Origin of the sequence: Hoylesella timonensis 4401737 = DSM 22865 = JCM 15640 (genome assembly GCF_000455445.1) — a bacterium.
In the GTDB taxonomy this organism is placed as follows: Bacteria; Bacteroidota; Bacteroidia; order Bacteroidales; family Bacteroidaceae; genus Prevotella; species Prevotella timonensis.
Window position 1 is genome coordinate 165,929 of record NZ_HG417091.1, and the last position, 21,139, is coordinate 187,067.

Below are 21,139 nucleotides of genomic sequence, written 5' to 3' on the forward strand. Positions count from 1 at the left end.
AGCTTAGTCCGTTTTTGATGGTTGATTGTCGGCTGTCCCATCCTGTCCCATTGTCCCACACTCTAAGGGTTGGGACAGTGGGACACTTGGGACACCTGCGTTTTTACTCTCTTTGCTGCGCTGGATGATACGGTTTACGGTGGACTTGCCACAATTCACCTGTGAGGCTATCTCCCTGACGGACTTGCCCGATTGGGAGAGTTGCAGAATTTGGCAATCCCTTTGGCTTGATTCATTGTCGCCCAATTTTTTCAAGTGTTCCTTTTCCGTGGAATAGCCCCTGAACACGAACTGCAAGAAAGCATCCACCTTGTCAATCTCGTAAACGATTACATTATCCGCATCATGAGAGAACGTGCCATAGCGCACTTTAAGCTGCTTCACATAGCGAAGCCCTCCGTCTTGGGCACTTTTTCCAATGGTGAACACGCTGTCAAAGAAATTGTAGAGCCGTTTGCTTCCGGCAAGGTCGTTGGATGTGATGGGACAATCCAAAGAGCGTTTGGGCGTATGTGCCAGGACAAGGATAGAGAGCGCATATCTCTTTTTGAGATTGTTCAGCTGAATCATCAGCCGTCCTGCGGCATCGCCTTTCTCCATGGCGCAACACAGGTAGGTAAGATTGTCAATGATGAAAATCTTGCAGTCGGTCTGCACAGCCATCTGTTCAATGCCGCCTATGATAGCTTCCTCAAAGTTGGCATCCAAAAGCTGGTTGCAGTCAATAGACACCCGATAGATTTTGTCGGGAAAGGTGTAGAGCTCTCCATGCTCGTTGGTATAGCGGAGCTGGAACTGCTTTTCGGACAGTTCAAAGTCCAGATACAGCACATTGTCGGTTCGGGCGATGCGGTCGGCTATCTGCACGGCAAGGATGGACTTGCCCACGTTGGAATCGGCAAACAAGCAGGAGAGTTCCCCCTCGTACCAAAAGCTGTCCCACAGCGCACGGGGCGTAGGCAATAACGATGCTTCAAGAATGGTTTGGTTTGCCGTCTTGATATTCATCATGCCTACACTGTCGGGCATACCGTTATGCGCTTGGGATGCTTTTGTGAGGTCGCCACGTATCAGGTTGATATAGTTCTTATCCTCTTCCATATCATTCACCAGTTACGTGGGTTGGGCTTGCGACGGTGGGAAGAGGATAAGGACTTGTTCAGTTCCTCGTCTGACAACGGTATGGGATTCTTTCGGGCGGTTTCCAGCCACTTGTCCAGTTCGTCACGGTAAAGGCAATAGCGTTTGCCGGGCTTGGTGGCAGGGATTGTCCCTTCTGACAGTTTCATGTAGAGCGTACCCTTAGGGATACCTAAATACTCTGCTGCCTCGTCCACAGACATGGGCACGTGGGTGTCCACCGTTTTGGCATTGTTCACACTGCGCTGCTCGGCGAGCAGGCTTTTCAGGCTCATCACTTCGTCTCGAAGCTGAGCGACAACCTCGGGGAGGTCGTTGAAGGTAAGAATTGATTTTTCCATTCGCGTACTCGTCTCTTTTGTAAGACTTGGCGCAAAGGACTGAAATGATATATCCGTGAATATCTCCACGACACGTCATTGCAAAATAATTCCCGAATAATTAAGCCCAGCCATAAATGACGGGTAAAATTACTCGGGAAACGATGTAAAACAGGCGGTTATGAGTTACCGGATGGTTGTCGTTGGTGTCGTGATTATCCTAATTCCGCACATAATCCTCGGGATAGTGGAAATCAAGTTTGCCGTTTTCGGGTTCATCAATGGGAATTTCCGTCTTTAACGGCTCTACCTTGAAATTCTTGATGGTTGATAAGTCTGTATCAGCAAACGATTTCGGGAAAAGGGCTTTGATGAACTTGGCACGGTTATCCCCATTGTAGTATCTCTTGTACAGGAAACGCTCAGAGATATTCCATACGAAGTGACGGAGTGGAATGTTGTTGATGTCTTTGGTAAACGGTCTTTGTATGGGCTTCGGGGTATAAGTGTTAAGATTCATCCATTTGTCCACCTCAGTACAGATGTGGTTCACGGTTTCTTGGTCGGCAATGCGAGGCAGGTAATAATGGCAATACTCCATGACCATGCGGATGCGCTCTTCCTTTTCCCGTTGCTCTCTGCTTGCGTAATTGGCACGGTTCTTTTCGTGAAGATCCGGGGCGATAGTAAGCTCTATCGGTTGTGTTTGGATAAGTGTCTCTTCTTTTGTCGGGGATGATTCGGGTACAGGCTCAGGGACTGATGTAGGTCCAGGCACAGATGTGGCTTCTTCAAGTGTATTTTGTGACAGTTCTTCCTGCACCTCTATGGCTTCGGCAATCGTTTCTTTCTTGCCGAACTTGATTTTGTAGATTTCGTATGTATCAAAGATAAGTGTCTGAAAGGAGAGATAGAGCAACCATCCCAACAGGTTACAGCATACGAATACTATCCACCTGACAAAGTTGTCTTGGTTGAAGCTGTCCGCTATTACCAGCGTGGCAATGGAAGATATTAGGACGATGGCGAAGCCGACAAAGCCCAAGATGATGTATTTGTCCTTGATTGATGATTCCATATTTCGTTGAGAGATTGAATGTTCCTGTATTATTTTGTGCAAAGTTAATGCTATTTTTCCCAATTACTGCCCGTTATTTGCGGTTAGAACGGTCTTTTTCAATGTATTTCACGAAATGTCATCATATCATACTCTGTTTCATACTCTGAGGGGCTTATAAATGGTGGCATCAAGCCAAAAACATAGAGGGGCGATTATAGCCTTGTAGCCATAACCGCCCCTCTGAATACCTGTCAATGTGAGACATTTATGCCTCCTTGCGCTTCAAGGTTATCTTGTCCACCACCTGACACATCTGCTGCGCTGCTATCTTGGAATAGATTTGTGTGGTGGTAATGTTCTTATGTCCGAGATAGGCTTGGATGACAGCCATGTCCGTTCCCATTTCCACGTGCAGGCTTCCGAAGCTGTGGCGGGTACAGTGAAAGGTGATTTTCTTGGTTATCCCTGCTGCCGTGAGCCACCGTTGGAGTGGTCCTTGCAGCATCTTGTCCTTGAAATCCTCAAAGATAAGTCCCTCGCCCCGTTCTCCCAGCAGTCCATAGGCTTCATCACTGATGGGGTTATGCACTATTTCTTTGGTTTTCTGCATACGGGTGGTAACGAACATCCTGCCGTTGGTGTATGGTTGTATCTGCTGCCACGTGAGCTGTCTGATGTCGCTCTTTCTCAGTCCCGTAAGACAGGCGAAAAGAAAAGCTTTTTTCAAGACCTCCTCCTCACAGGGTGTTTCGGCAAGCCGTATCAGTTCCTCTTGGCTCAAATGCTCCCTGATGGTGGGAATGCACTCGATGCGGTCTAAGAAGCCGTTTGGGTTCTCCTTTATCTTCCTGTCACGGTAGGCGGTGTGCAGCACGGCACGGAAAGTTGACCAATAGCCTGCTGCGGAGTTGATGTGCAGCTTTTGGTTGGTGTGGATGGATTGGGGTGCATCAAGCAGGTATTCCATGAACTTGCGGCACAAATCCACATCCACCTCCTCAAAGGTGCATTTGCCGTTCACGAACCGCTGGAAATGCTTGTATACGTGCTGCCACTTGATATTCTTGCGGTCAGCCAGTCCTTTGAAATAGGCAAGGAAATCGCCCTTCATCTTGGTCTTGTCAAAAAAGCCGTTGTTTTCATTGAAAATGGCTTCGTAGCGCTGGTTGCGCAGGATGACCGCTTTCTTCATCATGCGTGCGTTGAAGTCCCGTTCCTGCTGGTTTGCAGGTTTGGCGAAGATGTAAATTCCTAAGGCTTCACGTGTAATCACTCTCATGGTGACATTGTCACGGTAGCCGGGATAGTAGTCAAGGCATAGTGAATACTGTGTCCCGTTCTTAATCTTGCGCTTACGCAAGGTAACTGTTTTGCATTTACTCATAATAATTATGTTTTAATTGGTTGTATACATTTTGGAGTTGTATCCATGTTTCCGATGGCAAAGGAACAACGTGAAATATCCGTGAATACCTCCACGATACATCATTTTGAAATAATTTTCGATAATCCCGATTTTTCACGGTTATTTGTTCCTTTCAGCCATGACACGCTCCACATCTGAGCGCAAAAGCAGGTTTTTCACACCCACCTTTATCTTTTCGATGTGCTTCACCTTGACGATATGGCAGATGTTGGCTGACGAAAGACCATAGATTTGCTGCACCTGCTCAACGGTATAGTAGCGTTCATCGTTCACAAGGTCAGTTCTGCGGAGTTCGTTCAAATGTGATTTGGAGTAATAGGTACGCCCGTACTCTCTTTTAGTGGGTATCTTATGGCGATAGGTGTAGGCACGGAGTGCGGTCGGCTTCATGCCGAACAGTTCCTCCACCTCCTCGGTCAGTAGCCAGTCGGTAATTTCGCTAATATCAACTGCCACACCGAAAAACTCGTCAATATGCTTCTTGCTGTAATAGTTCTTTCCTGCGATACGGCAGATGGGGATATGGTTACGCTTGGCGGAAGTGTAAAGCCATGACTGCTTTACCTTAAAAAGGGACATCACCTCCTCGCCCGAATAGAAGTCCAACACTTCTTCGCTTTCCTTTTCCCTTTTTTCTCTTTTGGCAGGTAAGGAAGATGAAGATGATTTCCTTGGTGTGGAGGTGTTGCCGGGCAGGATGCGGTGATAGGGATTGCCCTCCAACATCTGCTCGATGTCGGCTCTGCGGATGAATGCCATGCGGTTGCTGATGCGTGAGGCTTTCAGCTTGCCGATGGCTACAAGTTTGTAAATGTACTGTCGGGAACAGCCCATGAGGATGGCTGCTTTGGAAAAGGTGAGATACTCCTGATGCTGTATCTCCATCAAGGGTTGGGCGACTTTGAAGAGGTTGTTCTTCTGCATCACTCTGGCTCGTTTGGCTTCTGCCTGACAAGCCTCACTGCAATATCTTTGCATACCGCTTCGGGTTACAAAGGACTTGCCGCAAAAACTGCATTTTCTGGTTGCTTTCATACCGTTTTATCGTTTAATGGTTCATTTCTTCAATCCTATATCTCTGAAATGGTAAACGGATGTGAACGGAAGTCAACCATTGTCGCTTTTCTACACAGTGTGACTGTTTCCGCATATCGGGGCGGTTATTGTCGCTTGTCGTAAACGGTTGTAAACCCTTGTCAACTGTCTGCACGGTGTGACAAAAAACAAGCCCCGCAAATTCTCCACGTCAGAAATACGTCTCAAAAATATGTGGAAATTTGGGAAGCGACAAATGGCAACCGAAAAGTGTTAAATTTTAGAATATGCTGGTAATTAAAGATTTACACTCGGATATTTCTGATTAGTTTTGGTTGTTCTATGGTTATAAATACGATAAAATAAGTAAAAAGAATAAAAACTTTTTCATAGATTATTGACTATTTAAGTAATATTACAAATACCAGTTCTCTAAAATCTTCTTCATCAAAGCGTTTGCATACTCTTTCGCTTCTTTCAGTGGAATTTCCTTGCGCTCATCATATCCCCAATCATTTACAAATTCCATATTCACGACAAACTCAGCTTCCTCTTTTTGGAAATTCTTAGCCCACTTATTGAACTCTGCAGAATCTTCTGCTTCAAATCCGTGAATGGAGTCGGTGATGTAATTTACAAGCCATTCTTGTAACTCTTTGTTGTTTTTAATGAAATCCATAGTTTCTTTATTTTTATATTTACTATTTTTCTATATGCACGACCATTATATATGATTGCTTAACATAAGTTATGGCAAAGATAGTAAAAACTTTGAGAAAAGAGTTTTTTTAGAGGTTAGTAGTTTTTTATCCAAAATCGCTCATTAGGAAAAGCTTCTTGTCAATTTCTAATGACCGATTTGGAATGAAAGATTGTTAATAGCCGAATTTGCGCGTTTGCTAATTCCTGAAAAGCATTACCTTTGTAGAGATATTTACTTTTGATAACTTACAGCATTGATTGAATGTTGAGAAGACTCAATACACTTTTAGCTGTAAATATTTTAACACGTGATGAATAATTTGAAATCATATTATCTCGAAAAGGAACAACAACTGGCGGCTACCATTAGACAACTCAAAAGGAAAAACAAATGGTTTGTTGCTGGAGAAATATTTACCTTTGTCGTATTCTTAGGTTTTTTGGTAGGGTACACCATTATAGATTGGGGGAATGTTTTGCTGATACTGTCCTTCGTATCGTTGGGTGTGTATGCACTGGTGCGTTATTATGATGTGAAAAACGAGCGAACGATTCATTATCAAGAGGCACTTCGCAAGGTATATGCGCACGAACTACAATATCTCTCGAGAGACTTTTCGTGCTTCGATGAAGGAGAACGGTACGTGGATGCACGCCATCCGTTTACGTTCGATCTGGATGTGTTTGGGAAAGACTCGTTGTTTCAGCGCATCAACCGCACGGTGACCACGGGCGGTAGTGACTGGCTGGCGGTTCAACTGTCATCGGTTGCCAATCGGTCTGCACGTGCCGATGCTGTTGATGAGTTGGCAGCCATGGAGTCATGGCGAGCCACATTCATGGCGTTAGGCGCTGACGGAAGAATTGATTCTGCCTTGATACGGCAGGCACTGCAAGAGATAAAATCGTTGCAGATACCCACTTTTGCCGCGAGACGATGGACTTTCGTACTGGTGTGGCTGCTCATAGTCGGACTGTTTGCAGCTGTCGTGGCATCCGTGGCAGGCTGGGTGAGTGCCCAACTGCCCTTATGGTGGGGTATCTTGCATTTCTTCGGTGTGTTTTTTGTTTGTTCGGGTGCTTGCAGAGTCATTAGTAAGGTGGTCGACAAGTTGCATGCACAGTTGCAGGTCTATGTAAAGTTGATACGACAGGTGAGTGAGACAACGGCCTTTACCACGCCTCAAAACGCAGCCATTGTCAATGTGTTGCAAGGCGCAAGACAGTCGTTCGACCAGCTGAATGATATCCTGAACGGCTTGGACAGGCGTGGCAACATCCTTGGACTCTTCCTGATGGATGCGTTGTTCTTGAGCGATTACTTCTTGGTGCGTCGTTTCCTGCGGTGGCAACGACAGTATTTAGGTCAAGTAACTGTGTGGATAGATGCCATTAGCGAGATGGATGGACTGGTGAGTATGGCGACTTTTCGTTACAACGAGCCACAAGCGGGTAGGGCAGAAGTGGTAGCGAGCGAGGAAATGGTGTACGAGGCAGTGGGGCTGTACCACCCTTTCTTGGGCGCAAAGGCGGTGCGCAACGATTTTACATTGCAGCATCGTCACTATTATATCATTACGGGAGCCAACATGGCAGGTAAGAGTACTTTCCTTAGAGCGTTGGGTATCAACTACATCTTGGCAATGAACGGCATGCCTGTGTTTGCCACATCGCTGCGTGTGTCAGCATTTAGCCTATTCAGTAGTATGCGTACCACCGACGACTTAGCGCATGGCATCTCTTATTTCAATGCCGAATTGCTGCGTCTGAAACAACTTCTTACGGCGTGTCAGCACAATTCGCAAACGCTGATTATTCTGGATGAGATATTGAAAGGAACTAACTCGGCGGACAAGCTCAATGGTTCGCGCCTGTTTTTACAAGCGGTGTCAGCATTGCCCGTGACGGGTGTCATTGCCACACACGATTTGGAATTGTCGAAAATGGAGGGAGAACGTTTTCACAATTATTGCTTCGAGATAGCATTGGGCGTAAAAGTGTCTTACTCGTACAAAGTAACGCCCGGCGTGGCGCATAACCAAAATGCCACCTTCTTGTTAAGGGAAATATTAGAAACAATAATTGATGTGTAGTGAGGTGTGTCTCTCTTATTTTGTGTTTTTGTGTAACACGAGGTATAACCTAAGGTAAATTTGATAAAATAAAAAATCCCCACCACCAGTATGTATTGAATAACCTTTGTTTTATGGTGCACAGAAGGTGATGTTTCTATGCACGTTTTCCTATGTACATCTTTAATACATTCTATGGGTGGGGATAAATGAGTGTGTTATTTAACTAAAACTTTTTTCCCGTTGATGATATAAACGCCACGTTGCAATGTGTTGACTGTTTGTGCATCAGCATGGTTCATGTATCTCTTGCCAGTGATGTCGTACACACCAACCTTTCCCTGAGACGCCTTAACACCACGGATACCAGTAGCAATGTTATTGGCTGCATTTTTCCAGCCGTTTGCGCTTCTGTATTTATCCTCGCTTCCTGCGGGTACTTCCAATACGAAATTCTCATCAAAGCCAGTGAAAATGTCTACCCATTCAACAGGATCTGTTTTCTTCTCACCTGTTATAAAATCGTATACGCCACTTATTGTCTTGGGAGGCTCTACTGCACTACATACGGCTTTCTTCACACCACAGGAAGAAAATGCACCCTCGTCTTCACCTTCGAAGGTTTTGAGTGTCTTTGGCAAGTACACCTCTTCACATTGAGCATTGTGAGCAAAAGCTCCCATGCCAATTGTTTCTACTTGTGTTTGTGAAAGATCTACCTTTTTAAGATTGCAGTTGTAGAATGCTTTAGTACTCACTTCCTTCAGACTCTTTGGGAAAGTAACAGTTTCCAAAGCATTACATTCCTCAAAAGCACTCTCGTCAATCATGGAGATGTTGTCAGGTAATATTATGGATTTGAGAGCAGTACAATGTTTGAAACATTCTTTTCTAAGTGTCGTCAGTGAATTTGGTAATTTTACTTCCGTAAGGCTTGAACAATCCCAGAAGATGTATTCGCCAAGGCTTGTTACCCCCTCTTCCACAACTACCTTTTTGATTAAGGTACGGTCTAATGTGTGGTTGTCTGTTCCCCACGCATACCCTGAGTTACCATCTGCGTGTTCCATCTCTCCAGTTCCGCTAATGGTAAGTGTGCCATCATCAGTAAACGTCCATTTCAAATTATCACCAATAGTGCCGTTTACGTTGCCTGCGAATGCACCCATGCAAACGAACAGGCTCATTGTTAACATGTAAATTTTTCTCATACTATAAAAACATTAAATTAAACATATTTAGGTAAAACCTATTTCATGAAGTTTAGCAAGAGAAGGCAGGCATTTATAATGCCCATGCCTTCTTATTTCGTAGGTACAACTACTTTCTTGACCTCAAAGTCAACCGATGAGTTGTTTGTATCGGATAATCTTTTTCCATTGAAACGTCGAGTAATCATCTTGCCTGCACCAACGTCTATCTTGTCATCAGCCTTTTCGTAAACGCCATTCCAACCTTTGTCCAGTGTACCCGATATAGGGAAACTTTTTTCAGTAGTAGCTCCTTTGAACCTTACGTTTACAGCATCTACGACCCATTGGTTCGGTAAGAACATGAGAATTTGTGAATGTGAGTGATGTCCACTCTCGTTCCACATGACATAGCGTCCATACTTTGCCGTCGGCTCTTCAATTTCTTTTAGCAACGCTTCATTTAGCTTGGCATTGTTCATATTCTCTTTTATCTTCTCGATAGGTTCTGCCAAACGTATCAGCGCAATGGTGAAGTTTCGCTCAAATCCGAAAGGTACATACTCATCATCGTCTTCATCCCATACTCCGACTTTCGATTTGTCCTCTTTCATTCGTTTTTCCTGTTCTTTGTCGTTTTCCTTACAATAGAGGAACGTCATGTGTGGAACGTTTTCGTTACCATTCTGTCCCCATTCAAAGTCGGCTTTGGAAAGGTCGATCAGCTTTTCGATACCTTTGTATTTGGTTGGATCTTCTCCATTCTCTGTCAAATACTTCTTGTATCCTTCCGCATGATTGATGGCTCTCATAGCAATAACAATAGTTTTGCCTGCTTTTACGGTGTATGACATGCCACTTTTATCTTTGGGGAAGCCAATCATATTGGAAACCCCAAACCCTTTCAGCCTATAATCGCAATTAGGCTTTTCAAAATTGACTTTGTCTACGGCGTTGTACTGACATAGTGCCAGGGCCATATTCTCAAGACTTATGTCATGGTTGGTTGGATTGTAGACGGAAATAAACTTGTCATCCGTTTCTTCAGATTTATTGCCGTAGGGTGTCTTCACGAAGTCTCCAGCATAGTAAATGTCTTTTATAATCAGGTCCGTGCTTTCTGTCTCTGCGGTATTTTTCTTTTCTTCTGGTTGTCCGTCACGTGTACAGTTTGCTAGAAGCGCAATTGTTGCCAATGCGCATAGCATCATCTTCTTCATTTGTTTGTCTTCTTTATATCAATGATTGTTGTTTAGTTATCCTTGTACGTCTCAACTCTTACTTCTTCTTGGTACGTGCATTGATGGAGTTAACCTTCCAGTATGCGGTCATGTCTAACGGTTTTCCATTGTTGTCGCGTCTGCACAGTGATGGTACACCTTTCGTGTAGTTCAGTGCAGAACTCATTTCGGCTACAAATACCTTTCCATTGTTACGACGAATCAGCGCACCTTGTAATTGCGAAGGATCGAATGAGGGATTAGAAAAGTCATTAATTCCAAATATCCGCTTGCAGACACTTGCCGTTCCTCTGTCGTACCACCATACTTTTTCTTTCTTTTCTTCTGTTCCTTCCATTACGGGGTGTCCTGTAGCATCATATACTGTTACAGAGCTTGGACCTGTCAGCAAGTCCATTTTCTTATCTGTCGAAGGACAAATGGTAAGGAAGTCGACAACCCAATTGTAATTCAGCTCAATAGCGTTGATGCCTCCCATACCAGTTGTGTTATATATCATGTGGTAGTATGCCGTTGGGTATTTTCTGTTCTTTTCTAATTCTCTTTTCTTCAGCGGATCTGTCTCGTCATTAATTTGGTCCTGCTCGGTTCCGTACAAATCATATAGTCGATACCAATTGTTGCGTGAACGTGGCGATTCGTCAGGATAAAATCCATTTTCGTCTTTGGTATGAGGTTTAGATGCATCGCCATCAGGGAGCTTCACCAAGGCCATACGCATACTCTGACTTGGCCCCTTAAATGGAAGTTCATCCCACAAAACAAGGTCACGCATGTTTGGAATATTCTTGTTGTCAAATTTGTCGTTAGGGTCGCACATTCCGTTTTTCGGTGAATGTTGGTTGCACAATTCAAAGGTCTTGTCCTTTGGAAGTTTGCTATAGTCGGGCAGAGCCTCCCAGCCAAAGTAATCTTTCTTTGCCTCATCTTCAGTGATCTCGTTCTCGGCAAGGAATTTCTTCTTGTGATCACACGCATACTTCACTACGATGACACTATCACCAGGCTGTATAATATGTGGTTTTTTTGTTACAGGGTCGTTGGGGAAGTACGACATACCTCCAATACCATAATACCTTTTGGTAAAATCTCCAGCTCCATCTTTTTGGAACGAAAATTGGATACTTGGGTCAACGGCATGATATGCGAGTGCCATGTTGGCAAGCGATATCGGTTGATTGGTAGGATTGTATATCACCAGATAGTTGGCATCCTCGTATCTGCTATATTGGCTTTTGAAGCCCATGGAAGACAAATCCCTATAAGTGCAGTAACCAATGTAAAAAACTTCTTTGAAAATGAGATGATCTACTGTTGAATTAGCATCAGTTCTGTCTGGCATGTCTCCATTTCTCTGACATGCTGTGAAAAGAGATGACAATGCCATGAAGGCTAATGTCAAGGTGTAATTTATTTTTTTCATATCTTTGTTTTGTTTATTTGTACTGATAATTTTTGTTGTTGATGATAATTGTATGAATTAGAGGAACCAGTTGCCAAATGCGCCAAAGCCATGCGTCTTAACATTTTGGCTTGCTTCGTATGCTTGTTTTCCTGTTAATCCAATCTCTCTACCTAAGTAGAAATAATATGGTTCTGCTGGAGAAACGTTTGTCGGATCGGAATCGAACCTATTGCAATACACCTTGATAGGTATATTAAAGCGTATAAGCTCTTTCCATTCAGGAACCTCGAGGGTTGTATTCTTCGATTGCCAGAAAGGATTATAGAATGGTGCGCAGGCTTTTTCGCTCTTCATCCAGTCCCAATATCCAGCATAGTCAAGTTCCTTGTTGGCAATGGTGGCCTTAGGAATATATGCCTTCTTTCCCTTTTGACATTTCATTACTCTTACGGAAAGATAGAAGTAGGGCAATATATATGAAGGACGGCTATATACTACAGACTCACCAGAAAAACCTTTAACCATGAAAGGCCATGTGTCTTTATTCTCTCCAGACCCATATCGTCCATCTATTTCAGGTCTAAAATTAGATGAAGGCTCGTTAGCCTCATAGTAAAAGTTGATATGTCCTTTTAGTCCTACGCAGTCCTTGTCATAGGAAACGCATGAATTAGCATCGGTGGCATCAAGGGGTGGCAGCAACCTAATGTTGTAAAACTCGCGCATACCGTCAGCCATGGCATTCTGATGCCATGTGTCACGGTAGGCATATTCAAACAAATTCTTGGTTGCATTTTGTCTACGCATGAAGATATCGTGCCCTAAACTTCCGTCCTTGTCTACTCCTTCGAAATAAGGTGATACGACAGGATGATCATCTACTTTGCCATCTTTCCCATTTTTGTCAACTTCCCATGTACCTCTACAGTCTTCAATCTTGTATGGGTTACCCTTATCGTCCACGTCGCTGATGGTAAAGAATATTTGATACTCATCAGAGTGCTTGTATATCTCATCGTTAAGCAACTTCCCATCTTTATCCAAGAAGTACAAGCAGATACCCCAAAGGTTTTTATCTCCACCTATAAGGCGAATGTAAGGCTGCTGGGGAGTAGGTTTGCCTAACTTCTTTTCAAAAACAGTTTGAATACTCTTTTCCCACTCCACCTTTACAGTAGGAAACTTTTGTGAGTTGTTTTCTACTATGACAAATTCTTCTTGTCTCCATGGCGCTGCTGGGTAAACATAATTGCCATGAAATTTTTCATCTCCGTGTGAGTGTCCTTCCTTGAACATGACTAAGCAACGAGCCCAGTTGTTGAATGCGCCATCTTGGTCGGGATTACTCATGGCATCACCAAAGGGAGCTTTTTTCTTCAAGCTGTCAACCATGGCATCCGCACCGCTGTGTGGCACTTCTTTGTATTCAAGTGGGTTTTCGTTGTAATTGATGTTCATGTTACCAAAGATGAAATCATCACATGATGTACATAACATCAATATAAGAACGAAACAAAAACTATATTTTTTCATTTTATTATTTTTATGTAAATGTCTTGATTAGAAAGTCCAGTATAATTGGCACTTTGCTAAACACTCTCACCCCTCTTAGCCGTGTATGTAAATTTTCCTTAGTTAGGAGAACGTGTCAGCCATGTGAGGAATGATGATGCGCAAATGCCTTCCATTTAGCTGAAGTCTACATGACGAATATATTTTTGCGATTCCTTGACAGCAAATATTGAGGATTGAAGAAATAATTCTTGATTTCATTGGTATCCATGTGAGGATAGAACTTTTTGAAATCTTCCGCGAACTTCTCGTCACCATCTTTCATGTCCGCAATGACACGGAATGTAAGTGGAATGTCAATGTCGTGATTACTCCATTCTGATTTTATCTCATTAAAATTGTAAAGTCCTCTACTTCCTCCCAATCCGAGTGTAGGAATTTCAGAACAAGTCTTTGAGTCAGCATCTGGATTATCATTTCCATATTTGGGCCAAATAGCATTCTTTGATTTATCCATTTGTGATACGATATTACATAGGCTTATTTGCATCGCAAACTCGGTGTTGGCTTGATTAAACTGCAGCACACCCTTGAATCCCATTCTGTCCAAATTGTTTGGACCCGTACCTATTTTTCGGCATTGATGCAGCAATTCCACGAAATCACCTTGTCTTTGTCTCAGTGTATTTGTGCCATCGTCAACTACGCCACCGTCACCGCTACCTTCTTGATATTCATATCCCAATTGTTTTTCAAATGGGTCGGTATCTCGGTATTGGTATGTAAACAACTTGTTGGCAAGTGCTGCCGCATGTGGCATGGTGAGTGTTTGAAAGAATTTATAGCCATTTTCGGTCCATGTGGCTTGATTTCTTTTCAGCGTAGGGAATATATTTATCGCTTTGTCTATCAGAGTGCTGTCATACGGCATGATTTCTGATTTGTTTCCACTTTCAGGTGCAAGCAGTGCATTGGTAGTGGTGATGTCACAGGTCTTTAACTTGTCGCCCTCCATTTCAAAAGTAAGCTCTGGATAATAGGTGGATTTCTCATCCAGTGTGTGTGGATAAAAACCCTGCTTACTGTTCTTGGATATGGTTTTACCGTCTATGGTGTAACTGTGTTTCAATACTTCGTTGCCAATGGTAAAGAAGTGTTGGTGTTGTACCAGCGTGGAGTTGTCGAGGTCTGGGGCACCGTTTTTCTTGTAATAGAACTGTATGAACTCACCATTTATTTGTTGGTGGTTGGCTCCATAATACGTAAGCTCAAGTCCGTAATAAACGTCATCTGATGCAACTACATCAAAATGGTCGCGCTGACTGGTAATTTGCATTTGTCCATTGTCGTCCTTGCTTATCTCAATTTGTTGCATGAGCGGATAGTCTGTCGGTTTATCCGTGTTCACGCTTATCATGTTGTACGAGTCTTGTTCGTAAGTGTTGTCTATACTGTTGTCGGCACCAAAGTTTCCAACCTTTATGTTACCACCCCTGAACCCCATTCTAAGTACGGCGCTCACTGCATATATCTGTGAGTGTCCCTTGCCATTGTACTCGATAGAAGCAGGAGGAGCTTTTACTATTGTTTTCAAGAAATCATCAACATCATTGGTAGAACATGCGGCAAGCATGCAGCAGCATCCTACAGCTAAAATAGTTGAACGCATTATTGTCTTATATTGTAACTTCATTTTCTTAAAATTTAATGATTGTGCGCAAAGAGTAGTTCATGCCACGTTCGTGCGCATAATATCTAAATCGGTCTGTATATTCCTTATATAATGTGTTGAGAATGTTGTCGCCTACCAACATTACCTTTATTTCTCTGTTGCTGGGTAGCTTGAAGGCAACGTCTGCTGTGGTGCCAAGTAAGAAGTAAGGGTCGGGCGATACTGCCACTAAATCCTTGTTGGGGTCGAAGCGTTCCTGTTTCGTGACATAGTTGCCAGAGAGAGAGAACGTTGCCTTTATCTTTTTCTCTGCACCGAAGACATGCTCATAGTTGGCTGACAGTCCATACTTGTCTGATGGCATGAAAGGCAACCAGTCGTCTCGTGTAATGTTGTGTGCAAATATCCATTCGCCCTTTGCTACGATACTGAGTCCTTTAATGGGGTTTACTGTAGCTTCTATATCGCCACCATACAGTCTCACATCGTCCTGATCATACATAAACTTGGCGTATTTTCCACTTGGACTGTTATGAAAACGATTAGCGCCATAGCCGATATGGTCGTATATATAACTGTTGATGTGTTGGTAGAACATGCTTGGCTCTACGGATACCCATGTGTTGCGATACCTTGCCCCTAAGATGGACTTCCATCCACGCTCACTCTTTAGGTCTCTATTGCCCACTACCCAGTAAGAACCTTCTTGAAGTCCAATGGCATAAAGCTCGTTGATGTCTGGTGGACGCCACGACCAACCGATGTTCGCACGCATATCCCAATTGTCGTTAAACTGATAGTGAGTAGCAAAGCTCGAGGTGAAGTTGCTGTAAACTTTGAAGTCATCGTAATAGTCGTACTTGTTCAACGTCGTGTAACCGCTCACGCTCATCACTCTAAAGTCGTAACGCAGGCCCAATTCGCATTGCAATTTTTCAAAGAAAGTCGCCTTTTGCAACAGGAAGCCACCCATGGTGAGAGCTGCAAAGTTTGGTACAAAAGCAGGATTCTTGGTGCCTGGGAAGTTGTAGTTGATTTGGTATGTATTTGCCAAGCCTGCAAAGGTAGACATTTTGTGAGGCTTCCAAGAAGCACGATATGACAAGTCGGCCTTGTATGTTTTCAATATAAGGTCTTGCATCGGGATGACGCTCCACTCCTTTTTCATACGGTTCTCATACTCCTGTCGCAAGTTTTCTTGGAACGACAAAGTCAAATCCAGCGATTGCTTTGGGTTGATGCGATATTTCACCTCGCCTTTCAGCGTGAAGTGTTGTGATTGCTGGAAGGGTATACCAATTTCATAACTGAATGGTTGCAATGACGACTCTGTTGGACGACCAATGCGGAATCGTTCTTGTAGTTGTGCCAAGTCGGATATTTGGCTGCCAAAATAGATACCAGAGCGTTGGTAGAACAAACTTGTAAGCACCGTTGCCGTGATGCGCTTGTTCTCAAAACCACCCATGGCAGACATGCTGATGTTGTTGTAGCCCGTGTTGTTCATGATGTATTCGGGCGTATGGTAGTCACCACCACGTGTATAGTTGCCGTGCAGACGCATACCGAAATTCTTCCAACCAGCCTCAATGCTTCCCGAACCGCTTATTCCTCGTGCGTTGGTGTCATAGCCAATATTGGTAACCCCTTTCACGATGGGCTTGTTATGTCCATAGGGTAGGGGCGCAGCGTTAAGCAATACCACACCACCCATGGCACCAAAACCGTAACGGATACATTCGGCACCCTTTACAACCTCTACCATGCTGGCACCTGTATAGTCAATTTCTGGCGCATGATCGTTACCCCAACTTTGGCTCTCTAATTTCACACCATTGTTCATCAACAGAATACGGCTACTGTGCATACCTTGAATAACAGGTTTAGCCACCGTACTACCAGCACTGATAGAACTCACACCAGGAATAGTTTCCAATATTTTTGCCAACGAGGTGGCACCGCCTTTTTCGAGTATACTTTGGTCCAGTGTCTTGGCTTGCTGCATGATGTCGGTGTGTCTCTTTTTTGATGTCACCGTTACACCACTTAATTGCTGTGCATCTTCCTTTAGTTTGATGTTCAGTCTGCGTGTTTGTGCTGATACATAAGAAATGTAACTCTTATAACCTACGAATGTGACAGTGATTTTCACCTTCTTATCGGTGTTGCCTAACTTCATAATGCAGGTTCCCGACTCGTTGGTGACGTATGTCTTACCGTTGCTATCTTTCACAACGGCTCCTAATATGGGTTCGCCCGTTAGCGCATCTGTAACTTGAAGAGTTACGTTACCTTCCTCAGCTTTGTCTGTGCTTGCACTCGTGTCGTTGTATGCCTTCGTGGCAGAGATGCTCAGAAATAGCATCGTCAGCATGAGCAAGCATCCCTTGAAAAGGGAGTCTCGAGCCGATAGAATCTTTTGCGTTCGTTGTTCTTTTTTCAACATTTTACTATTTTGATAATTATTATTATTCTGAATAACTCTTTCGAGTTGCAAAGATATGTCAACTTCTCGATTCAGAAAAAAAATGTACATACCCAAAAATAGGTATTTTCTTGTTGCTTCATTTTGCAGGCATAACTAATATTAGCGAAAGCAGTTGATGCAGGTGAGCTTGTTGGCTAAGTCGTGTTCCTCTTGTTTGGAATGTGGTCTATGTACCCATTATTTATTTTTATTGTGCGAAAATGCGGGTGTTGTACACATATTTTACTACCTTTGCCTTACTATCTCTTTGTTATAAGATGTAGTTGATGACAGCCCAGTGTCCGTCATCAAGTGAAAGAACCGCATATTTATGAATAAACAAACGATGAAATCTAACAACCCTCAACTCACCAATAAGCGTTATCTTATACCCTTTGTACTCATCACCTCACTGTTTTTTCTGTGGGGATTTTCACGTGCTATCCTTGATGTGCTGAACAAGCATTTCCAAAATACACTCGACATTACCATTACGCAATCGGCTTGGATACAGGTAACTACGTATTTAGGCTACTTCCTAATGGCGATTCCAGCAGGTCTGTTTATCAATAAGTTCGGCTATAGAAGAGGTGTCGTATTTGGATTGTTGTTGTTTGGAGTGGGGGCATTGCTGTTCATTCCCAGTGCAGAGATAGGTCAGTTTTATGCTTATTTGGGTGCGTTGTTTGTCATCGGTTGCGGTTTGGTGTTCTTGGAGACGGCTGCCAATCCTTACGTCACGGAGCTTGGTCCAGCGCAAACAGCGACCAGTAGGCTCAACTTGTCACAGAGTTTCAATGGATTGGGAAGTCTTTTTGCAACTTTGGCGGTAGGTCAATTCCTTTTTAACGGTACTTCTAATGGAGGTAACGTGGTGATTCCCTATACCATTTTAGGTATTTTGGTGTTGGGTATCGCTGTTGTTTTTATGCGTGTTGATTTGCCCGAAATTCAGCATGAGGTTACAGCAGAAGACCAAGCCCAAGGTAATCATTTTGTTAAACTTTGCAAGCATCCTCTGTTTGTGTTCGGGTTATTGGCTCTCTTGGCATACGAAGTGGCAGAAATCTCTATCAACAGTTATTTCATCAACTTTGTGACAGGACAAGGGTGGATGTCAGATAACCAAGCTTCCATTGTCTTGACGGCTGCTTTAGCGTTCTTCATGGTAGGGCGATTCTTAGGAAGTTGGTTGATGCGTCACATTCTTCCACAAAAAATGCTCTTGTATTGTGCCGTGGGGAGTGTGTGCAGTGTAGCACTGGTGTTAATGGATATAGGAAAAGTTTCGATGATAGCCCTCATTGCTAACTATTTGTTTGAGGCGATTATGTTTCCCACTATCTTTGCGCTTTCATTGAGCCATTTAGGAAATCTAACAAAAAGTGCATCGTCGTTATTGATGATGACCCCTATCGGAGGTTGTGGCTTCCTGTTGATGGGCTATGTTGCAGATACAACAAATATGGTGATACCTTTTTTTATTCCATGGGTAGGTTATATGGTAGTACTGCTGTTTGCTTGGTATGTATGCAGAAAGACCCTTTCTATCACAACAGAGCAACAACCCAATTAGCCTTATCTGTGAATAGTATGTCTTGAAATAAGTGGAGTTTCTTAGTGTCGTTTTCTCGAGAAACTGAATGCGTCAATGTTTTTATCTTCACATAACATGGCTCTTTCATTAACAAGCTTGCTTTTCGTTTTTTTAGTTCAAACGGAATGTTCTTCAGAGAAATTTCTTCTGTCGCAACGTCTTTTTAACACAAATGCCGGGCGTTTTTTCAACCAACTTGTTCGTGTGTTGAGACCTCTGCAAAACTCATTGTTCAAAATTTGCTCATTTCATCATATTTTTGTACCTTTATAGTATGAAACAATGTCCTTCTTCTCCGAGTTTTGCTGACCTAATAGTTGGTCATCGTAAGGTTAAACAGACCTTTTTCTTTCAAATTGATCAGATAATCGACTGGAATCCCATTCGTGGACTTATTGAAATTGCTTACACCAAAGGCAATCGTCCCACTGGTCGTCCAAGCTATGACAGCCTTGTGTTGTTCAAGACCGAGCTTCTTCGTACATGGTATGGCTTGAGTGACGGCGAGGTCGAAGATCAGGTAAATGACCGTCTGTCCTTCAGTCGCTTTGTTGGTTTAGGATTGGATGACTGCGCTCCAGATAGTACAACTGTATGCCGTTTCCGTAACATTTTGGTTGAAGCCGATCTTTATGATAATGTGCTGCAAGAGATAAATCGCCAGTTAGAGTTGGCTGGTGTTTTGGTTAAGCGTGGTGCTATCGTTGATGCAAGTATCACGGATAGTCCTCGTCGACCTCGCGGCCGTAAGGAATACGAAGTAGTTGAGGATCGCAATGAGGAATCAGGCAGGGATGTAGCAGAAAACGCAATGGTTAAAGAGATCGTCAAACCCAATGTTGATGGTGAAGCACGTTGGGTAAAGAAGATGGGGAAGCTACACTTCGGTTACAAGCGACATTCGGTTACAGATGAGAACGGTTTGGTGATAGCCGAGGAAACCACACCGGCTAAGGAAAGTGACATCAAACATTTGGAAAAGCCATTAGAAAAAGCTAATCTTCCGCAAGGTACACCTGTTTATGCCGACAAGGGTTATGATTCTACAGCAAACAAGGATGTACTTAAACGTATGAAGCTCAAGAGTCGTATCATGCACAAAGGAGTAAGGGGACGTAAGCTAACGGAAAGAGAGCAGCGTGTTAATGTAGCCATCAGCAAGACACGGTACAAAGTGGAACGTACCTTTGGATCTATTCATAGATGGTTTCATGGTGGCATAGCCAGATATGTAGGTTTAGATAAGACTCACGCACAACACATCATGGAGGCTATTGCCTACAATTTATATCGAACTCCAGGGATAATTGTGTCTAATTCTCTCAAATAAAGGGAGAATATGAGATGAAATAGAGCATATACAGCCTAAAAATCAAAAATATAGACCGCAGGTGAGCCAATAGTGATCAAAAACAAGAATAATAGAGAATGGGGTAAGGTTTTGCAGAGGTCTCGTGTTGTAAATATGCTAATAATGCAAAGGTTTTGTTATCTATTTGACAGTTAGCGCCTTATGTGATTTTTAACCGTCAAGTAAAATCTGAAGATTCAAAATCGAAGTGCAAAACTTGTTGGTGTTTGGATTGTATTAAAACCATGAAAAACACCGCAGATGTAATATATCTTCCCGCTACCATTTTCTTTGACATACACGGCTGGTGCACTGTAAGCATCGCCAGCAAGGTACAATCGTTCCACATTCTGCTGGGCGTCTATCTCATAACAGTTGTCGAGATAGTATCGTGTCAATAAAGGAGTAGAACCTTTCGCAATGTTCATTTTCACTCGGTTGCCCTCGGTATCATACACAAACGAGACCGTTACCTCATTCTCCGTAATGCTGTTAGGCCGTTGAAAAGAAGTGTAACTTACCTGTTGCTCTCTGATGGGTACCGCTCCTCCCGTGGGTGAGAGTGCTGTTACCTGATAAGGCTTGGCAGTGTTGCCATAGGCCATACTACCCACACCTGGTATCTGTGTGATGTTGCCATTGGGAGCATAGGCTAGCTGTTGTTGCCCGATACAGCTCAGACGGTGTAGGGAGTCCGCCTGCACACTAATATGGAAAAGAGGTCTGACGATGATACCATCATTCAACATCACTATTGCTTTCAAATTAATCTTTGTTGTTCAAAGAATAACGTCAAGTCTTTTAAAAAACGTTCCTTATCAAAGTCCTTTATTTTTGCAGGATATTTTAAATTTCTAACTCTTTCCATGATGGACCTCGCTATCATTTTCTGTCCTTCTTCCGTATTGCTATTGATAAACTCCTCAAAGTCTAATTTGATCTTAAATGT

At 43.3% G+C, this 21,139-nt stretch carries 17 protein-coding genes; 3 read left to right on the plus strand and 14 right to left on the minus strand.

Annotated features, from left to right (window positions below):
• Positions 1–3: 3 nt before the first annotated feature.
• The 6 genes from BN35_RS02740 to BN35_RS02765 form a co-directional block, all read right to left on the minus strand.
• Complete coding sequence (locus tag BN35_RS02740; protein WP_004338330.1) at positions 4–1,101, minus strand: AAA family ATPase; 1,098 nt, start codon at positions 1,099–1,101, stop codon at positions 4–6.
• Between the two features lie 5 nt (positions 1,102–1,106).
• On the minus strand, positions 1,107–1,481 hold the full coding sequence (locus BN35_RS02745; RefSeq protein WP_004338328.1) for an excisionase family DNA-binding protein: 375 nt from the start codon (positions 1,479–1,481) through the stop codon (positions 1,107–1,109).
• 199 nt (positions 1,482–1,680) lie between these two features.
• On the minus strand, positions 1,681–2,538 hold the full coding sequence (gene tnpC / locus BN35_RS02750; RefSeq protein WP_004339687.1) for a transposon Tn4555 protein TnpC: 858 nt from the start codon (positions 2,536–2,538) through the stop codon (positions 1,681–1,683).
• 247 nt (positions 2,539–2,785) lie between these two features.
• A complete protein-coding gene (locus BN35_RS02755) occupies positions 2,786–3,904 on the minus strand; it encodes a tyrosine-type recombinase/integrase (protein ID WP_004338318.1) in 1,119 nt (372 codons plus the stop codon).
• Positions 3,905–4,045: 141 nt separating this feature from the next.
• A complete protein-coding gene (gene tnpA / locus BN35_RS02760) occupies positions 4,046–4,981 on the minus strand; it encodes a transposon Tn4555 protein TnpA (RefSeq protein ID WP_004292844.1) in 936 nt (311 codons plus the stop codon).
• Between the two features lie 415 nt (positions 4,982–5,396).
• Positions 5,397–5,660, minus strand: coding sequence for a hypothetical protein (locus tag BN35_RS02765; RefSeq protein WP_025072378.1), 264 nt, complete (start codon positions 5,658–5,660; stop codon positions 5,397–5,399).
• Positions 5,661–5,994: 334 nt separating this feature from the next.
• Between BN35_RS02765 and BN35_RS02770 the strand changes: the two genes are divergently transcribed.
• Positions 5,995–7,776: a MutS-related protein gene (locus BN35_RS02770; protein WP_028901155.1), complete on the plus strand. Its 1,782-nt coding sequence runs from the start codon at positions 5,995–5,997 to the stop codon at positions 7,774–7,776.
• Positions 7,777–7,973: 197 nt separating this feature from the next.
• On the opposite strand, the gene BN35_RS02775 is transcribed toward BN35_RS02770, so the two are convergent.
• The 6 genes from BN35_RS02775 to BN35_RS02800 form a co-directional block, all read right to left on the minus strand.
• Positions 7,974–8,966 carry a leucine-rich repeat domain-containing protein gene (locus BN35_RS02775; protein WP_025072379.1) on the minus strand — a complete coding sequence of 331 codons (993 nt, stop codon included), beginning with the start codon at positions 8,964–8,966 and terminating at the stop codon, positions 7,974–7,976.
• A 92-nt stretch (positions 8,967–9,058) separates the two neighbouring features.
• Positions 9,059–10,165: a DUF4876 domain-containing protein gene (locus tag BN35_RS02780; protein WP_025072380.1), complete on the minus strand. Its 1,107-nt coding sequence runs from the start codon at positions 10,163–10,165 to the stop codon at positions 9,059–9,061.
• A 58-nt stretch (positions 10,166–10,223) separates the two neighbouring features.
• Positions 10,224–11,609, minus strand: a complete 1,386-nt coding sequence (locus BN35_RS02785) for a hypothetical protein (protein WP_028901156.1) — start codon at positions 11,607–11,609, stop codon at positions 10,224–10,226.
• 57 nt (positions 11,610–11,666) lie between these two features.
• Positions 11,667–13,124, minus strand: a complete 1,458-nt coding sequence (locus tag BN35_RS02790; protein WP_028901157.1) for a hypothetical protein — start codon at positions 13,122–13,124, stop codon at positions 11,667–11,669.
• Positions 13,125–13,290: 166 nt separating this feature from the next.
• Positions 13,291–14,736, minus strand: a complete 1,446-nt coding sequence (locus BN35_RS02795) for a hypothetical protein (protein WP_025072381.1) — start codon at positions 14,734–14,736, stop codon at positions 13,291–13,293.
• Between the two features lie 64 nt (positions 14,737–14,800).
• Positions 14,801–17,221 carry a TonB-dependent receptor gene (locus tag BN35_RS02800; protein WP_025072382.1) on the minus strand — a complete coding sequence of 807 codons (2,421 nt, stop codon included), beginning with the start codon at positions 17,219–17,221 and terminating at the stop codon, positions 14,801–14,803.
• Positions 17,222–17,573: 352 nt separating this feature from the next.
• On the opposite strand from BN35_RS02800, the gene BN35_RS02805 reads away from it, so the two are divergent.
• Both BN35_RS02805 and BN35_RS02810 read left to right on the plus strand, forming a co-directional pair.
• Positions 17,574–18,818, plus strand: coding sequence for a sugar MFS transporter (locus BN35_RS02805; RefSeq protein WP_374188028.1), 1,245 nt, complete (start codon positions 17,574–17,576; stop codon positions 18,816–18,818).
• Between the two features lie 295 nt (positions 18,819–19,113).
• On the plus strand, positions 19,114–20,169 hold the full coding sequence (locus BN35_RS02810) for an IS5 family transposase (protein WP_044071162.1): 1,056 nt from the start codon (positions 19,114–19,116) through the stop codon (positions 20,167–20,169).
• Between the two features lie 218 nt (positions 20,170–20,387).
• On the opposite strand, the gene BN35_RS02815 is transcribed toward BN35_RS02810, so the two are convergent.
• Positions 20,388–20,954, minus strand: coding sequence for a hypothetical protein (locus BN35_RS02815; protein ID WP_145992918.1), 567 nt, complete (start codon positions 20,952–20,954; stop codon positions 20,388–20,390).
• Positions 20,951–21,139, minus strand: a 189-nt coding sequence (locus BN35_RS13910; RefSeq protein ID WP_036909394.1) for a hypothetical protein, incomplete at its 5' end; no start/stop codon positions are given. The genes BN35_RS13910 and BN35_RS02815, both read right to left, overlap by 4 nt.

What these genes read in the sequence shown, in the direction of transcription:
- BN35_RS02740 (WP_004338330.1), bottom strand. Translation starts at nt 1,101, where the DNA reads ATGGAAGAGGATAAGAACTATATCAACCTGATACGTGGCGACCTCACA.
- BN35_RS02745 (WP_004338328.1), bottom strand. Translation starts at nt 1,481, where the DNA reads ATGGAAAAATCAATTCTTACCTTCAACGACCTCCCCGAGGTTGTCGCT.
- tnpC (WP_004339687.1), bottom strand. Translation starts at nt 2,538, where the DNA reads ATGGAATCATCAATCAAGGACAAATACATCATCTTGGGCTTTGTCGGC.
- BN35_RS02755 (WP_004338318.1), bottom strand. Translation starts at nt 3,904, where the DNA reads ATGAGTAAATGCAAAACAGTTACCTTGCGTAAGCGCAAGATTAAGAAC.
- tnpA (WP_004292844.1), bottom strand. Translation starts at nt 4,981, where the DNA reads ATGAAAGCAACCAGAAAATGCAGTTTTTGCGGCAAGTCCTTTGTAACC.
- BN35_RS02765 (WP_025072378.1), bottom strand. Translation starts at nt 5,660, where the DNA reads ATGGATTTCATTAAAAACAACAAAGAGTTACAAGAATGGCTTGTAAAT.
- BN35_RS02770 (WP_028901155.1), top strand. Translation starts at nt 5,995, where the DNA reads ATGAATAATTTGAAATCATATTATCTCGAAAAGGAACAACAACTGGCG.
- BN35_RS02775 (WP_025072379.1), bottom strand. Translation starts at nt 8,966, where the DNA reads ATGAGAAAAATTTACATGTTAACAATGAGCCTGTTCGTTTGCATGGGT.
- BN35_RS02780 (WP_025072380.1), bottom strand. Translation starts at nt 10,165, where the DNA reads ATGAAGAAGATGATGCTATGCGCATTGGCAACAATTGCGCTTCTAGCA.
- BN35_RS02785 (WP_028901156.1), bottom strand. Translation starts at nt 11,609, where the DNA reads ATGAAAAAAATAAATTACACCTTGACATTAGCCTTCATGGCATTGTCA.
- BN35_RS02790 (WP_028901157.1), bottom strand. Translation starts at nt 13,124, where the DNA reads ATGAAAAAATATAGTTTTTGTTTCGTTCTTATATTGATGTTATGTACA.
- BN35_RS02795 (WP_025072381.1), bottom strand. Translation starts at nt 14,736, where the DNA reads ATGCTTGCCGCATGTTCTACCAATGATGTTGATGATTTCTTGAAAACA.
- BN35_RS02800 (WP_025072382.1), bottom strand. Translation starts at nt 17,221, where the DNA reads ATGTTGAAAAAAGAACAACGAACGCAAAAGATTCTATCGGCTCGAGAC.
- BN35_RS02805 (WP_374188028.1), top strand. Translation starts at nt 17,574, where the DNA reads ATGAATAAACAAACGATGAAATCTAACAACCCTCAACTCACCAATAAG.
- BN35_RS02810 (WP_044071162.1), top strand. Translation starts at nt 19,114, where the DNA reads ATGAAACAATGTCCTTCTTCTCCGAGTTTTGCTGACCTAATAGTTGGT.